At 48.5% G+C, this 15,334-nt stretch carries 13 protein-coding genes; 7 read left to right on the forward strand and 6 right to left on the reverse strand.

The window, feature by feature from the left end:
* Positions 1–28 precede the first annotated feature (28 nt).
* From NDJ01_RS21730 to NDJ01_RS21755, 6 genes are all read right to left on the reverse strand, one after another.
* Positions 29–931 carry a hydroxymethylglutaryl-CoA lyase gene (locus tag NDJ01_RS21730; RefSeq protein ID WP_258587333.1) on the reverse strand — a complete coding sequence of 301 codons (903 nt, stop codon included), beginning with the start codon at positions 929–931 and terminating at the stop codon, positions 29–31.
* Positions 912–2,972: an acetyl/propionyl/methylcrotonyl-CoA carboxylase subunit alpha gene (locus NDJ01_RS21735; protein ID WP_170892920.1), complete on the reverse strand. Its 2,061-nt coding sequence runs from the start codon at positions 2,970–2,972 to the stop codon at positions 912–914. The genes NDJ01_RS21730 and NDJ01_RS21735 overlap by 20 nt, the downstream gene beginning before the upstream one ends.
* Positions 2,965–3,747, reverse strand: coding sequence for an enoyl-CoA hydratase/isomerase family protein (locus NDJ01_RS21740; RefSeq protein ID WP_170892919.1), 783 nt, complete (start codon positions 3,745–3,747; stop codon positions 2,965–2,967). The genes NDJ01_RS21735 and NDJ01_RS21740 overlap by 8 nt, the downstream gene beginning before the upstream one ends.
* Positions 3,748–3,855: 108 nt before the next feature.
* A complete protein-coding gene (locus tag NDJ01_RS21745; RefSeq protein ID WP_170892918.1) occupies positions 3,856–5,463 on the reverse strand; it encodes a carboxyl transferase domain-containing protein in 1,608 nt (535 codons plus the stop codon).
* 96 nt (positions 5,464–5,559) lie between these two features.
* A complete protein-coding gene (locus NDJ01_RS21750) occupies positions 5,560–6,729 on the reverse strand; it encodes an isovaleryl-CoA dehydrogenase (protein ID WP_170892917.1) in 1,170 nt (389 codons plus the stop codon).
* A gap of 45 nt (positions 6,730–6,774) precedes the next feature.
* A complete protein-coding gene (locus NDJ01_RS21755; protein ID WP_005373242.1) occupies positions 6,775–7,161 on the reverse strand; it encodes a MerR family DNA-binding transcriptional regulator in 387 nt (128 codons plus the stop codon).
* Between the two features lie 209 nt (positions 7,162–7,370).
* On the opposite strand from NDJ01_RS21755, the gene NDJ01_RS21760 reads away from it, so the two are divergent.
* The 7 genes from NDJ01_RS21760 to NDJ01_RS21790 all read left to right on the forward strand — a co-directional run bounded on the left by NDJ01_RS21760 (position 7,371) and on the right by NDJ01_RS21790 (position 15,006).
* Positions 7,371–8,549 (forward strand): thiolase family protein, encoded by a 1,179-nt coding sequence (locus NDJ01_RS21760; RefSeq protein WP_258587334.1) that lies wholly within the window; start codon positions 7,371–7,373, stop codon positions 8,547–8,549.
* Between the two features lie 63 nt (positions 8,550–8,612).
* Positions 8,613–10,106 (forward strand): CoA-acylating methylmalonate-semialdehyde dehydrogenase, encoded by a 1,494-nt coding sequence (locus tag NDJ01_RS21765; protein ID WP_170892915.1) that lies wholly within the window; start codon positions 8,613–8,615, stop codon positions 10,104–10,106.
* A gap of 95 nt (positions 10,107–10,201) precedes the next feature.
* Positions 10,202–11,356 carry an acyl-CoA dehydrogenase family protein gene (locus NDJ01_RS21770; protein ID WP_170892914.1) on the forward strand — a complete coding sequence of 385 codons (1,155 nt, stop codon included), beginning with the start codon at positions 10,202–10,204 and terminating at the stop codon, positions 11,354–11,356.
* Positions 11,357–11,405: 49 nt separating this feature from the next.
* Positions 11,406–12,182 carry an enoyl-CoA hydratase gene (locus NDJ01_RS21775; RefSeq protein WP_258587335.1) on the forward strand — a complete coding sequence of 259 codons (777 nt, stop codon included), beginning with the start codon at positions 11,406–11,408 and terminating at the stop codon, positions 12,180–12,182.
* Positions 12,183–12,192: 10 nt separating this feature from the next.
* Entirely contained in the window at positions 12,193–13,323 is a 1,131-nt protein-coding gene (locus NDJ01_RS21780) for an enoyl-CoA hydratase/isomerase family protein (protein ID WP_258587336.1), read from the forward strand.
* An 18-nt stretch (positions 13,324–13,341) separates the two neighbouring features.
* Positions 13,342–14,238 carry a 3-hydroxyisobutyrate dehydrogenase gene (mmsB, locus tag NDJ01_RS21785; RefSeq protein WP_237309456.1) on the forward strand — a complete coding sequence of 299 codons (897 nt, stop codon included), beginning with the start codon at positions 13,342–13,344 and terminating at the stop codon, positions 14,236–14,238.
* A 9-nt stretch (positions 14,239–14,247) separates the two neighbouring features.
* A complete protein-coding gene (locus NDJ01_RS21790) occupies positions 14,248–15,006 on the forward strand; it encodes an SDR family oxidoreductase (protein WP_005392559.1) in 759 nt (252 codons plus the stop codon).
* The last annotated feature ends 328 nt before the right edge of the window (positions 15,007–15,334 follow it).

Here is a 15,334-nt window from a genome sequence, read left to right on the forward strand (position 1 = left end):
TGTAATTGTGTATCGTGGGTTGAGCAATTTACAAGCTGTTTGGATCGCCCAATGCTAACGCCACTTTCGACATCGGCCGTTTACCTAAGGCTCGGCAAATTTGCCAACCTGCTTGGTTGATTATTTTAAGATCAATGCCTGTTTCAATCCCAAGTTGCTCACAAAGATAAAGCACATCTTCCGTTGCAACATTGCCACTGGCACCTTTCGCGTAAGGGCAGCCGCCCAAACCAGCAACCGCACTATCAATGGTGTTGATGCCCATTAACAAGGCTTGGTAAATATTGGCCAACGCTTGTCCATAGGTGTCATGAAAATGTACCGCGAGCGCGTCTTTTGGCAGTTGCGTTAACAGCGAATCCAGCATGGCGACAACGCGATTAGGCGTTGCTTTACCGATAGTATCGCCCAGAGATATTTCATAGCATCCCATATCAAAAAGCGCATTCGCGACCTTGGTAGTTTGCTCTGGTTTTATTTCTCCCTCGTATGGACACACCATGGTACAAGACAAGTACCCGCGCACAGGAATGTTGTGCTGCTTTGCAAGCTCGATAACTGGCTCAAATCGAGAGAGACTTTCAGCGATACTGCAGTTAATGTTCTTTTGGCTAAACGCTTCAGAAGCGGAACCAAAGACTGCAATTTGCTTTACACCACTTTCCAGCGCACGTTCTAACCCTGCTAGGTTGGGAGTAAGCGCGCTGTAAACAACATCTGGTTGCTGTGTGATACCCGCAAACACCTGAGCAGAGTCGGCCATTTGTGGCACCCATTTAGGTGAGACGAAAGAACCCGCTTCAATATGTTTTAAACCACTGTTGCTTAGCTGATTGATAAAACGGATTTTATCGACCAGCGTCACTGCCGTTTCATTTTGTAAGCCATCGCGAGCACCGACTTCGACGATATTAACCTTCGCTGGTAGCATACTCACGCTCCTTATCGACAGAGACATTTTCGGGTATCGAAGCTAAATGCAGCAGTATCGAACCATGCTGTACTTGGTCTCCATGCTGATAAAAAATCTCATCAACAGTTGCAGCTACCGGAGCTGTGATGGTGTATTCCATCTTCATCGCTTCGAGAACTAACAATGGATCACCAGCCGCCACTTCGTCGCCTTTATTCACCATGACAGCAGAGATTATGCCGTTAAGTGGCGCGGTTGGGCTTAGCTCATCATCCTCGCCTTTTGCTGATTCAAAGCTTGGTTGGTGTTCGAATGTGCGTTGCTGACCAAGATAAAACAGCGTCGTCTTTTGCTCGTCGTTGAGCGCATTAAAGGTGTAACGCACACTATCGATATCGACGATAAACTGGCTCTCACTTTCAAGCAGGATGACTTGATGCAACTCCTCGCCGCACCGGACAGTGAAGAGGTTAAGATGCTGAGCCCCTGTATCTTGCGATGATTGTTGCAAGCGTACTTGATGGTTGGCATTGGCATCCGTGAAGTTAAATCGATAAACGTTGTCAACTGACAGCCTAAAACCTTGTGAGGTTGGCGCGGGTAACGTTGAGCTGTCTGATTTTGAAATGAGATCATTCCAGCGAGCAACCGCCGCCAACGTTAGCCAGATCGAATCCGACACGTTTTGCTGCTCATTTATACTTTGTTGATGTGTGACGAGGAAACCTGTATCAAGCTCAATCTCGGCAAAGGCTGGCTGCGAAATAATGCTATGCAGATAACCGATGTTTGTAGTCACTCCACGCACGTGATATTGAGTTAACGCCTGCTTAAGCTGCTTGAGCGCGATATCACGTGTTTGCCCCCAGACGATCAGTTTGCTGATCATCGGATCGTAGTACTCGCTAATGGTATCGTCTTGGGTCACACCACTATCAACGCGCAAAAATGCTAGTCGAACATTGCTGTCCGAAATGGGTTCTTGTAAATAATCAATGCGTCCAGTCGACGGCATAAAGTCGTTGTCGGCATCTTCGGCGTAAATTCGCAGCTCGATTGAGTGTCCGTTATGGGTGATTTCGGATTGCGAGATAGGTAAACACTCGCCAGCTGCGACTTTGAATTGCCATTCAACCAAATCAACGCCAGTGATCAATTCAGTGACAGGGTGTTCAACTTGCAGACGGGTATTCATCTCCATGAAGTAGAATTGACCTCGGCTATCGAGCAAGAATTCAACCGTACCAGCGCCAACATAGTCGATCGCTTGAGCGGCCTGAATCGCGGCTTTACCCATTTGTTTACGCAGTTCATCACTAAGACCGGGAGCAGGCGCTTCTTCGACTACTTTTTGGTGACGACGCTGAATGGAACAGTCGCGGTCAGAAAGGTAAACACCGTTGCCATGTTGGTCAGCAAATACCTGAACTTCAACGTGGCGAGGCTGCAATATGCATTTTTCGATTAGAAGCTGCTTATCGCCAAAGCTTGAGAGCGCTTCACGCTGCGCACCGTCGATGGCCAAGGGCATTTCGGCGGCGCTGTTGACCACTCGCATGCCTTTACCGCCGCCCCCTTGGGTTGCTTTGAGCATCACTGGATAACCGATTTTCTCTGCTTCAGCCAATAAGTGCTCAACGCTGTTGTCTGTGCCGTGATAGCCGGGAACCAAGGGCACGTTCGCCTCTGACATGATTGCCTTGGCTTGAGATTTTGAACCCATTGCCTCAATTGCGCTGGTGGAAGGGCCAATAAAGACGATGTCATTTTCGCTGCACGCTTTGGCTAGTTTCGGGTTCTCGGAAAGAAAACCATACCCAGGGTGGATAGCATCGGCTTGCCATTTTTTCGCTGCATCGATAATCGCATCGATATCAAGATAAGACTCACTCGCCGGAGCTGGGCCAATGAATTCAGCGAAATCCGCTTGTTTAACATGTAAACTGCTGCGGTCCGCTTCGGAATAGACGGCAACCGTCTCGATAGCCATGCTTTTTGCGGTTTTAATGATTCGGCAGGCAATTTCACCGCGGTTTGCGATCAGTATTCTTTTAAACATGATTCCTCCAATTGGCGGTGCGCTTTTCAAAAAACGCAGTCAGCCCTTCTTGTCCTTCGCTGGACACGCGGGCGGTTGCTATGGCTTGGCTGGTGTATTCAATTAATGAGTGATCGATAGGTTGGCTATCACAACGTAAGCAGAGTGCTTTTGCTGCCTGCATCGCTTGCGGACCATTATTAAGCAGGTGATCAATGATGCGGTTGACGGCTTCTCTTGGCTGAGAGTCGGTCTGGTGAAGAATGTTCATCGATAGCGCGGTTTCGGCATCAATCAACTCGGCAGTTAAAAAGTAGCGTCGGCTTTGTCGTTGTCCAATTGCTCGGATTACGTAGGGACCGATGGTCGCGGGCAATAAGCCGAGTTTCACTTCACTCAAACAGAAGCTGCTCTCAGGTGTGCCAATGGCAATATCGCAGCAGCAGATCAGCCCAAGCGCGCCACCAAATGCTGCGCCGTGCACCATGGCAATCGTTGGTTTACTGAAGGTATCCAGCGTATGCAAAAGTTTTGCTAGTTGCTGTGCATCTTGCAGGTTTTCACTTTCGGTTTTGGTTGCCATTGATTGCATCCAGCCCAGATCTGCTCCCGCAGAAAAGTGTTTTCCCTGTGCACTTAACACCAGTGCACGGAGAGAATCGTCCTTTTCGAGCTGTTCTAGTGTCTCAATTAGTGAGGCAATCAATGCGTCATTAAACGCGTTGTGTTTTTCTGGCCGATTCAGGCTCAACCAGGCAACGCCATTGCTGTCTTTTTCAAGCAGTAGTCCGGTCATGTGACTTCCTTTGTCTGACATTTCAGTCTGATATTCCAATACTCGCTAATCAGCACTTTATTCATCATTGATGGATAGCGAGGAGTTAGGGTTTTGCTTTGTATCCGACTACATACGGAAGATGCCAAATTTGCTGTCTGGTATTGGTGCATTAAGCGCAGCAGATAGAGCAATACCCACAACATCACGGGTTTTTGCAGGATCAATAATCCCATCGTCCCACAGGCGAGCACTGGCGTAATAAGCATGGCTTTGAGTCTGGTACTGCTGCGCGATAGGACGTTTGAACGCTTCCTCTTCTTCAGTGCTCCAGCTTTCACCTTTGCGCGTTTTGATATCGCGGGTCACTTGCGCCATTACGCCAGCCGCTTGTTCGCCGCCCATAACGGAGATGCGCGCGTTCGGCCACATCCACATCATGATTGGATCATAGGCGCGGCCACACATACCGTAGTTACCTGCACCATACGAACCACCAATAACCACGGTAAACTTTGGCACGTCTGCACACGCAACAGCAGTTACCATTTTCGCACCATGTTTAGCGATGCCTTCGGCTTCGTACTTCTGACCGACCATAAAGCCAGTGATGTTCTGCAAGAAAAGCAGAGGAATTTTACGCTGTGCGCACAGCTCAATAAAATGCGCACCTTTCTGCGCCGATTCCGAGAATAGAATGCCGTTGTTAGCGACAATGCCAATCGGCATTCCGTGAATATGAGCAAATCCACAGACCAAGGTTTCACCGAACAAGGCTTTAAATTCATCAAATTGTGAATCATCAACAATTCGGGCAATGACCTCTTTGACATCAAACGGCTTTTTAAGATCGGTTCCGACGATGCCGTACAGCTCTTGCGCAGTAAAGCGTGGTTCCTGTGGCGCTTTTTGCTTGAGTTGGACGGGTTTCAAGTGGTTGATTTGAGAGACAGCTTGTCTTGCCAGTTCTAACGCGTGGTGATCATTTTCAGCATAGTAATCGGCTACGCCAGACGTACGGCAGTGAACGTCTGCGCCACCAAGATCTTCCGCGCTGACTTCTTCGCCTGTTGCTGCTTTTACCAGAGGAGGGCCAGCTAAGAAGATCGTACCTTGTTCTTTGACGATGATGGAAACGTCACACATGGCAGGAACGTAAGCACCGCCAGCGGTACATAGCCCCATGACCACCGCAATTTGCGGGATACCCTTGGCTGACATTCGAGCTTGGTTATAGAAAATACGGCCAAAATGGTCTTTGTCTGGAAATACTTCATCTTGGCGGGGTAGGTTAGCACCGCCAGAGTCGACTAAGTAAACACACGGCAACTGACACTTCTCTGCGATTTCCTGTGCGCGTAAGTGCTTTTTCACGGTAAGTGGGTAGTAACTGCCGCCTTTTACCGTCACGTCGTTGGCGACGATCATGCACTCGGTGCCGTCAATCACACCAACACCCGCTACTACGCCCGCGCATGGAACGTAATCTGGATACACATCCCAGCCAGCAAACTGACCGATTTCTAAAAAAGATGAGCCGGGGTCGAGTAGGGCAAGAATGCGCTCACGTACCGGAAGTTTGCCTTTATTCTGCTGATGCTCGCGTGCTTTCTCACCGCCGCCATCTTCGATTTGCGCAGTCACGGTATAGAGTTGATCCACGAGTGATGCCATAGAGCGGTAGTTTTCCTGATACTGCTCTGAATGGGTATTAATATTGGTCGTCAAACAAGCCATAAATAGCCGATCTCCATTCGGTAGACGGGTGTCACCACCCGTCTTTATTTAGGTTGAGTAAGAAAATGTTTTTGAGTCAGAACGCCTGGGCTGATATTAGGCGCTTTCGTTAAACAATTCGCGACCAATAAGCATGCGGCGAATTTCTGACGTGCCCGCCCCGATTTCATACAGCTTGGCATCTCGCAACAAACGGCCCGTATCAAACTCGTTGATGTAGCCGTTACCGCCAAGTAGTTGAATCGCATCCAGTGCCATCTTGGTTGCCAGCTCTGCGCTGTAGAGGATCGCGCCAGCAGAATCTTTACGGGTGGTTTCACCGCGATCACAAGCGGCAGCGACAGCGTAAACATACGCTTTAGCGGCATTCATTTGTGTGTACATATCCGCGATTTTTGCTTGAACTAGCTGGAATTCACCGATGGATTTACCGAACTGTTTACGGTCGTGAATGTAAGGCACAACGATATCCATACACGCCTGCATGATGCCAAGTGGGCCGCCTGCAAGCACCACACGTTCGTAGTCGAGGCCGCTCATCAATACTTTCACGCCTTGGTTTTCTTCGCCGAGAATATTTTCCGCAGGGACTTCGCAGTTTTGGAAGACCAGCTCACACGTATTCGAGCCGCGCATACCCAACTTGTCGAGTTTTTGTGCTTGAGTAAATCCAGGGAATCCGCGTTCCACAATAAACGCCGTGATGCCTTTGGAGTGCTGGCTTGGGTCGGTTTTGGCGTAGACAACATAGGTGTATGCATCAGGGCCGTTGGTGATCCACATTTTGTTGCCATTTAGCAGGAATATATCGCCTTTACGTTCCGCTTTAAGTTGCATAGAGACTACATCGGAACCTGCTCCGGGCTCACTCATTGCTAGTGCACCAATATGTTCGCCAGAGATGAGCTTAGGTAGGTATTTCTCTTTTTGCGCTTGTGTGCCGTTGCGGTGGATTTGGTTGACACAAAGATTGGAGTGAGCACCGTAACTTAACGCAACCGAAGCGGATGCTCGGCTGATCTCTTCCATAGCGATAACGTGGGCGAGATAACCCATGTTCGCACCACCAAACTCTTCGCTGGTGGTCACGCCTAAAAGACCCATGTCACCCAGTTTGGACCAAAGATGGTTTGGAAAGTCGTTAGATTGGTCGATAGATTGCGCTAGCGGCGCAATTTCTCTTGCAGCAAAACTATTGATTTGCTCGCGAAGCAAATCGGTATTTTCGTCATAAACAAAGTTCAGGGAAGAGTAGGTAGATTTCATTGCGTGTCCTTGCCTTTACGTCACCTACATCCCAATGCTGAGGTGTCAGGTGACTTTTTCGCCTTTCATGGATCTCAGTGTGTTTTGGCATCGCAACTGTGCCGCGTTTAACTCCATCATTACCGCTTGAATGTCGTTTGCTTGCTGTTGCAATGCTGCCTTCTTCTCTTCGATCAACCGAATCATATAGTTCAACTGCTCAGTACTTTGATCGGTATCGTAGAGTTCAAATAACTCTTTGATATCTGCAAGAGAAAAGCCCAATCGCTTACCTCGCAAAATCAGTTTTAGTCGAATTCGATCGCGACCATTGTAGATTCGAGTGTTGCCTTTACGTTCTGGAGTTAGGAGACCTAAATCTTCGTAGAAGCGAATACTTCGGGTAGTAATGTCGAACTCTTTCGCGAGCTCGCTGATCTTAAATGTGTTCATTCCTTAACCTTACGACTTTCGTATAACATTCATACGAATATACAATTCGTTAACGTTAAAGTAAATAAACAACATCCACTCTTGAGCCTTGATATCACTCGCATTTACTCGAAATAAAAGAATCACTCGAACAAACAACAACCGCAAACTTGACGTTAACGTAAATGTTAGTATAGTTATGACGTAAACGTCAACAAAAGGTTAATGGAATGAAAAATGAAACATGGATTGTTGCCGCCAAGCGAACGCCTATCGGCTCTTTTCAAGGTGCATTAGCTTCAACAGATGTCACGGAACTCGGTGCGAAGGCCATCCAAGGGGCACTAGCCGAAAGCCAACTCGATGTGCAAAAAATAGACGAAGTGTTAATGGGATGCGTTTTACCCGCTGGCGTGGGGCAAGCGCCAGCAAGACAAGCAAGTCTTAAAGCAGAAATGCCACAATCGATCGGTTGTACGACACTGAATAAAGTCTGTGGTTCGGGTATGAAAACCGTCATGCTGGCACATGATCTTATTCAATCTGGTAACGCGCACGCGGTTATCGCTGGTGGTATGGAAAACATGTCGTCTTCTCCTTATCTACTTAAGAAAGCGCGTGATGGTTTCCGCTTAGGCCATGAGCAAGTGCTTGATCATATGTTTTATGACGGTTTGCAGGATGCCTACCAAGGCGAATTGATGGGTGTCTTTGCCGAACAAACCGCGCAAAAGTATCAGTTCAGCCGTGAAAGTATGGATATCTGGGCGCAGCAGTCGGTGACTCGTGCGCAGCAAGCGATTGAGCAAGGTTTGTTCAAAGAAGAGATCGTGCCTGTTAACGTAAAAAGTCGACGCGACGAAACCTTGGTGGTAGACGATGAGCAACCGAGCAAACTCGACGTCAATAAAATTCCCACCTTACGACCTGCGTTTGCCAAAGATGGCGGCGTAACGGCAGCAAATTCCAGTTCTATTTCTGATGGTGCATCGGCAATGGTACTGGTTGATAGTGAATTTGGCCGTCAGGAAAACCTTCAACCTCTAGCCAAAATTGTCGCGTACAGCACGCATGCAAGACAGCCTGATGAGTTCACCATCGCACCCGTATTCGCGATTGAAACGCTGCTGGAAAAAACGGGCTGGGACAAATCAGACGTGGACCTTTGGGAAATCAATGAAGCCTTTGCTGTTGTCACTCAATACGCGGTGAAGACACTCGAACTGGACGCGAGCAAAGTGAACTCTCGCGGCGGTGCATGTGCATTAGGCCACCCAATTGGTGCAAGTGGCAACCGAATCCTCGTTACTTTGATTCACGCTCTTAAACAAACGGGCGGTAAGCGCGGCGTTGCATCGCTTTGTATTGGTGGCGGCGAGGCTACCGCAATCGCGATTGAAATCTGCTAAATCATTCTCAACTCAATTACTCACAGTAGTCAGTGAAACGCTGAAAAATACAAGGATGTCATCATGACAGAACAAGTAAAGCAGTATATCGGTGGTGAATTCGCCATCTCCGACTCAAAACAATGGCTAGATGTAACCAACCCGGCAACCAACGAAGTGATTGCGCAAGTACCTTGTGCCACGGAATCGGAAATGAATGCGGCGATCGCCAGCGCAACAGAAACATTCAAGCGTTGGAAAGAAGTTGCAGCGCCGGAGCGTGCGAGATTGATGCTGCGTTACCAACACCTTCTAAAAGAGCAACACGATGAGTTGGCGATACTGCTTTCGAGCGAGACAGGCAAAACCCTAGCGGATGCAAAAGGTGATGTTTGGCGTGGGATTGAAGTCGTAGAACAAGCGGCGAACATTTGTAGCTCAATGATGGGTGAAACGGTGGAAAACGTCGCAACCAATATTGATGGTTACTCTTACATTCAACCGCTCGGTGTTTGTGCTGGCATCACACCGTTTAACTTTCCTGCGATGATTCCATTGTGGATGTTCCCAATGGCGATCGCTTGTGGCAACACCTTTATTCTAAAACCTTCGGAACAAGTTCCGCTGACTGCAATGAAATTGGCAGAGCTATTTGAACAAGCAGGCGCCCCGAAAGGTGTTTTGCAAATTGTTCACGGCACCAAAGAGCAAGTCGACCGCATTCTGACTGATCCAGTCGTTCGTGCGATCTCTTTTGTTGGCTCAGTGCCAGTTGGTGAGTACATCTACAAAACGGGTACGGACAACCTAAAGCGCGTGCAGTCATTTGCGGGTGCGAAGAACCACATGGTCATCATGCCAGATGCAAACAAGCAGCAAGTCATCAATAACCTAGTTGGCGCGTCAGTCGGTGCCGCAGGCCAACGCTGTATGGCGATTTCGGTGGCGGTATTTGTCGGCGAAACCAAAGAATGGATTCCAGAGCTTAAAGAGGCGTTAGCTCAGGTTCAACCTGGCGCGTGGGATGATGAAACCGCCGGTTATGGCCCACTGATTAGCCCACAAGCGAAGCAGCGCGTGGTGAATCTGATTAATGAAGGCAAAGCGTCAGGCGCGAATTGTGTTCTGGATGGGACAGATTGCGAAGTATCTGGCTTCCCGAACGGCAACTGGGTCGGTCCAACACTGTTTACCAATGTGACGACAGACATGTCGATTTATCAGGAAGAGATTTTCGGTCCAGTGCTGCTCACCATGGAAGTCGACAATTTAGATGAGGCAATTGAGCTAATCAACGCGAACCGTTTTGGTAATGGTACGTCTATTTTCACGGCGAACGGCGCTGCCGCGAGAAAGTATCAACATAATATCGAAGTAGGTAACGTAGGCATCAACGTGCCGATTCCGGTGCCATTGCCGTTCTTCTCATTTACGGGTTGGAAAGGCAGCTTCTACGGCGACCTGCATGCTTACGGTAAACAAGCGGTTCGCTTCTACACCGAGACGAAAACTGTAACTGCGCGTTGGTTTGAAGATGACATTCCAAGCGGTCCAAACATGACCATTCAATTGAGCTAGTCACAGAAGTAGCGACACCTCTAGCCAAGCCTTTCAACCCTTTAGAGGGCTTGGCTCGGATACAAATGCAACGAATTAGACCTTAGGACTTCAAGATGGATTTTGAATTAAACGAAGATCAACTCGCGTTTGCCGAAGTAGCAAAGCAGTTTGCAGACCAAATGTTGGCGCCGCATGCGGCCGAGTGGGATGAAAACCATCACTTCCCTAAAGATGTACTGCGTCAAGCAGGTGAACTTGGCTTTCTGAGCATCTATACGCCGCCAGAGCATGGTGGTTTGGGATTGTCTCGTTTGGATGCGGCGATCATTTTCGAGCAGTTGGCTATGGGTTGTACCGCGACTACTGCGTTTATGACCATTCACAACATGGCGACGTGGATGATTACCAGCTTTGCCAAAGCGGAAGTGGCGCAGCAATTTAGCGCGGATCTAATTTCGGGTGAAAAGCTCGCTTCCTACTGTTTAACCGAACCAAATGCGGGTTCGGACGCCGCTTCGCTGACGACAAGTGCAGTGCGTGACGGCGATGAGTTTGTCCTCAATGGCGCAAAAGTGTTTATCTCTGGCGCGGGTGATACAGATGTTCTCGTCGTGATGGCGCGTTCGTGCGGTGAAGGGGCGGGTGGCGTTTCTGCGTTTGTCGTTCCTGCTGACATCGAAGGCATTAGCTACGGTAAGAAAGAAGCCAAAATGGGTTGGAACTGCCAACCAACGCGCATGATCACCTTCGAAAATGTCCGCATTCCGGCTGACTATCTGTTGGGTGAAGAGGGAGAAGGCTTTAAGTTCGCCATGCTTGGCCTTGATGGTGGTCGAATCAATATCGCCACTTGTTCCGTTGGTACTGCGCAACAAGCACTGAACGAAGCCAAGCAATACATGACCGAGCGTAAACAGTTCGGCCGTTCACTGGCGCAATTTCAAGCGTTGCAGTTCAAGCTTGCTGATATGGCGACAGAGCTGGTGGCAGCGCGCCAAATGGTGCGACTCGCCGCCGCCAAACTGGACGCGAAACACGCAGAAAAAAGCGCCTACTGCGCAATGGCGAAACGCTTTGCAACGGATGTGGGTTTTAAGGTGTGTGATCAGGCGCTGCAAATCCATGGCGGCTATGGCTACATCAAAGAATATCCTGTTGAGCGCCATTTCCGAGACGTTCGTGTTCACCAAATTCTTGAAGGCACCAACGAAATCATGCGTCTGATCGTCGCAAGACGATTACTAACGGAAGGCGTTGAACTGCTCTAGAAAGCGAGACACAGCCTTACCTAAAGAAATTAAAAAGGACTGAAAGATTATGACGGCACAAATCAAATTGGAGCGCGAAGCGCATATCGCCAAACTCACGGTTAGTAATCCGCCAGCGAACACTTGGACGCTTGAATCCCTAAATCAGCTCAAAGAGTTGGCGATTGAACTCAGTAATGATCGCTCTATTTATGCGTTGGTACTGACGGGCGAAGGCGAGAAATTCTTTTCTGCTGGAGCGGATCTCAACAACTTTGCATCGGGTGATAAATCACAAGCAGCAGACATGGCGTTCGCATTTGGTGAAGCGTTTGAAGCGCTGTCTGCATTCGATGGGGTTTCTATCGCAGCGGTTAATGGCTATGCGATGGGTGGTGGTCTGGAAGTGGCGATGGCGTGTGACATTCGCATCGCAGAAGAACAAGTACAAATGGCACTTCCTGAAGCATCGGTCGGCTTGTTGCCTTGCGCGGGTGGGACACAAAACCTGACCGCGTTGGTAGGTGAAGGTTGGGCGAAGCGTATGATTCTATGTGGCGAACGAGTGACGGCCGAGCGAGCGGAAAAAATTGGTTTAGTCGAAGAGGTGGTGGCGAAAGGTCAAGCACTCGAAGCGGCTATGGAACTAGCGCAGCGTGTTGCAGGTCAATCACCGAAATCTGTGTCAGCGTGCAAAACGCTCATTCAAGGTCGACGCAGCCAAACTCACGTGGCTGGATTGGTTTTGGAGCGTGAACTGTTTTTACAGCTGTTCAATACACAAGATCAGACTGAGGGTGTGAACGCCTTCTTGCAAAAGCGTAAGCCACAATGGACAAACAGCTAGTGGAGGCCAAATGACAGGTACAGTAAATGTTTCAAAACTGGAGTGCGCGGATGACTCTGTTATTGGTGTGTTGGAGCTTGATAATCCAGCCGCCCTCAACGCGCTGAGTTACGTGATGATTGAGCAGTTGTACAAACAGCTTAATGAATGGCAAATGGACGACAGTATCGTCGCGGTCTTTTTGCATGCCAAGGGTGAAAAAGCGTTTTGTGCTGGTGGTGACATTCAAGCGATTTACCGTGCACTTGAAAACAAAGAGCAAGACTTTGATTCTGCGTTTTCAGCGATGGAAACCTTCTTTGACCTCGAATATCGCTGTGATCATCTTATTCACACTTATCCAAAACCGATCATCGCGTGGGGGCATGGTTATCTGATGGGCGGCGGTGTGGGCTTATTTATGGGCGCAAGTCATCGCGTAGCAGAAACCACCACACGCTTTGCGATGCCAGAGATTAAAATCGGCCTTTACCCAGACGTAGGCGCGACCTACTTCCTAAATCAGCTGCCAAAACACTTGGCACTTTTTCTGAGTTTGACGGCTTGCCAAATCAACGCGACAGACATGAAAGCGTTGGGATTAAGCCAATGGATTGCAAAGCCAGAAAGCAAACAAGCACTGTTGGATCTGCTCGCATCGGTAAGTTGGAAAGGTGAAGCAAACATCAACGAAAAAATCGCCACTACGCTACGTTCGGTACAAGTGGACGAGCCAAGCGAAGGGATGTTGATGCCATATGCGGGATTGATTGAGCAGCTTTGTTCGGGTGATTTAGATTCGATTGTTCGCGCAATCAGCAGTGCCGACGTTGATGATAAGTGGTTCATCAATGCGCAAAAAGCATTGAATTATGGCAGTCCGTTGTCGCTCAATATCACTTATCAGCAGCTAACGCAGTATCAAAACCTCTCTTTGAAAGCGTGTTTTGATATGGAATTTAATCTGACGTTACGTTGTGGCTTAGAAGGTGATTTTAGGGAAGGGGTTCGTGCGCTGATTATCGATAAAACCAATCAACCGACTTGGCAACATCGCACGGTTTCTGACGTAACGCCACAAGTTTTGGAACGCTTCTTCGCGCCAATTGATTCAGCAGAATACCCACTGACCGCATCCTCGGTTGCCACTGTGGCACTTTAGACAAGGAAGAAATACGACATGGATAAAATTGCATTTATTGGCCTTGGCAACATGGGCGCGCCTATGGCTAAGAACCTACTCACAGCGGGCTTGAACGTCGAAGTGTTTGATTTGAATCCAAACGCTGTGGCAGAACTTACCGCACTTGGTGCGTCGAGTGCAGATTCGGTAAAACAAGCCGTTCAAGGTGCGAGCGTGGTGGTCACCATGCTACCTGCTAGCCAACACGTTCAAAGTGTTTATCTTGGTCAAGACGGGATCTTAGATAGCGTAGACTCTGGAACGCTGCTAATCGACTCTTCGACTATCGATCCAGCGACCGCTCGTTTGGTTGGCGAAAAGGCGCTGCAGCTTGGCATCAGCTTTGTTGATGCACCGGTATCTGGTGGCGTTGCGGGCGCAGCGGCAGGTACGTTGACTTTCATTGTTGGCGGCTCACAAGAGAACTTTGTTCAAGCCAAGGTGGTGCTTAGCCGCATGGGCAAAAACATTTTCCATGCAGGTGATGCCGGAGCCGGTCAGGTGGCGAAGATCTGCAATAACATGATGTTGGGCATTTTGATGAGCGGCACTTGTGAAGCACTCAATTTAGGCATGGAAAACGGACTCGATCCCAAAGTGCTGTCTGACATCATGCTGCAAAGTTCAGGCCGTAACTGGGCGCTAGAGCTTTACAACCCGTGCCCAGGTGTGATGGAAAACACGCCTGCAAGCAATGGTTATCAGGGCGGCTTTATGAGTCAGTTAATGGCGAAAGATCTCGGTCTTGCGATGGAAGCGGCGGTTGCCAGTCAAACATCAACGCCAATGGGCAGCTTGGCTCGTAACCTGTTTAATTTTCACAACGGTCAGGGCAACGGACAAAAAGATTTTTCAAGCTTGTTTGAGTTCTACCAAAAGCAAAATCAGGCCTAAGGAGTGCTTATGGATCTAGCAAATAAGGTTATTGCGATCACGGGGGCCGGGCAGGGGCTTGGTAAACAAATGGCGCTGTCGCTAGCGGAAAGCGGTGTTCACCTTGCGCTTATCGACCTCAATTCAGACCAACTGGCTGAAACGAAAGCGGAGTGTGAATCTTTCGGCGTCACCACTCGTTTTTATGTAGCGAACGTGACGGAAGAACAAGAAGTGTGCGCTGCTTTTACGCAAATTGAAGCGGATTTCAAACAGCTCAATGGCGTGATCAATAACGCAGGCATTATGCGCGATGGCATGTTCATCAAAGTTAAAGATGGTCAGGTTAACGCGATGTCGCTGGAACAATTTCAGTCTGTTATGGATGTGAATGTGACAGGTACTTTTCTGTGTGGCCGCGAAGCGAGCAAGGTAATGCTGAACACCGATAGCAAAGGCGTTCTGATCAACATATCTAGCGTCGCGCGTGCGGGGAATATTGGTCAAACTAACTATTCTGCATCCAAAGCGGCGGTAGCCACCATGGCGACGGTGTGGGCGAAAGAGTTAGGGCGTTTCGGAATTCGCTCAGTAGCGATTGCTCCGGGTGTCATCAAGACTGCCATGACGGACCAAATAAAACCTGAAGCGATGGAGCGTTTAGTTAAAATGATTCCTGTCGGACGCTTAGGTCTTGCTGATGAAATTTCTTCGACCATCAAATACGTGTTAACCAATGAGTTCGTGACTGGAAGAGTATTCGAAGTCGATGGCGGAATGCGAATGTAGCCCCTCCTCATTTTAAAAAGGGGAGCGAGCTTGATTGTCCGCTTCCTTCCTCCTTTCTTATATTGTTTCTATCGATAATTTTTAATGGATGTTTTAGCAACGGCTGCTGTACCGATTACATTTACAACTCTTTTGTATTTTTGGTATGAATAAGTGCTCTCGTGTTAATTTTTATGTAAATACATTAATTCACAATCAAGACAATTATTTGTCTCATTGATGAGATTTTGCTTCTTGGGGTATGAAAAACACTCTTATTGATTATATTGTGACCGAAAACCATTTCGACATCTAAAGATGGTGATTTATTATTCAGCGCAAAATACAT

Origin of the sequence: Vibrio sp. HS-50-1 (genome assembly GCF_024747315.1) — a bacterium.
GTDB lineage: Bacteria > Pseudomonadota > Gammaproteobacteria > Enterobacterales > Vibrionaceae > Vibrio > Vibrio diabolicus.

Coding starts and splice junctions, on each gene's coding strand:
- NDJ01_RS21780 (WP_258587336.1), top strand. CDS start 12,193: ATGACAGGTACAGTAAATGTTTCAAAACTGGAGTGCGCGGATGACTCT.
- mmsB (WP_237309456.1), top strand. CDS start 13,342: ATGGATAAAATTGCATTTATTGGCCTTGGCAACATGGGCGCGCCTATG.
- NDJ01_RS21750 (WP_170892917.1), bottom strand. CDS start 6,729: ATGAAATCTACCTACTCTTCCCTGAACTTTGTTTATGACGAAAATACC.
- NDJ01_RS21730 (WP_258587333.1), bottom strand. CDS start 931: ATGCTACCAGCGAAGGTTAATATCGTCGAAGTCGGTGCTCGCGATGGC.
- NDJ01_RS21790 (WP_005392559.1), top strand. CDS start 14,248: ATGGATCTAGCAAATAAGGTTATTGCGATCACGGGGGCCGGGCAGGGG.
- NDJ01_RS21740 (WP_170892919.1), bottom strand. CDS start 3,747: ATGACCGGACTACTGCTTGAAAAAGACAGCAATGGCGTTGCCTGGTTG.
- NDJ01_RS21760 (WP_258587334.1), top strand. CDS start 7,371: ATGAAAAATGAAACATGGATTGTTGCCGCCAAGCGAACGCCTATCGGC.
- NDJ01_RS21770 (WP_170892914.1), top strand. CDS start 10,202: ATGGATTTTGAATTAAACGAAGATCAACTCGCGTTTGCCGAAGTAGCA.
- NDJ01_RS21735 (WP_170892920.1), bottom strand. CDS start 2,972: ATGTTTAAAAGAATACTGATCGCAAACCGCGGTGAAATTGCCTGCCGA.
- NDJ01_RS21775 (WP_258587335.1), top strand. CDS start 11,406: ATGACGGCACAAATCAAATTGGAGCGCGAAGCGCATATCGCCAAACTC.
- NDJ01_RS21755 (WP_005373242.1), bottom strand. CDS start 7,161: ATGAACACATTTAAGATCAGCGAGCTCGCGAAAGAGTTCGACATTACT.
- NDJ01_RS21745 (WP_170892918.1), bottom strand. CDS start 5,463: ATGGCTTGTTTGACGACCAATATTAATACCCATTCAGAGCAGTATCAG.
- NDJ01_RS21765 (WP_170892915.1), top strand. CDS start 8,613: ATGACAGAACAAGTAAAGCAGTATATCGGTGGTGAATTCGCCATCTCC.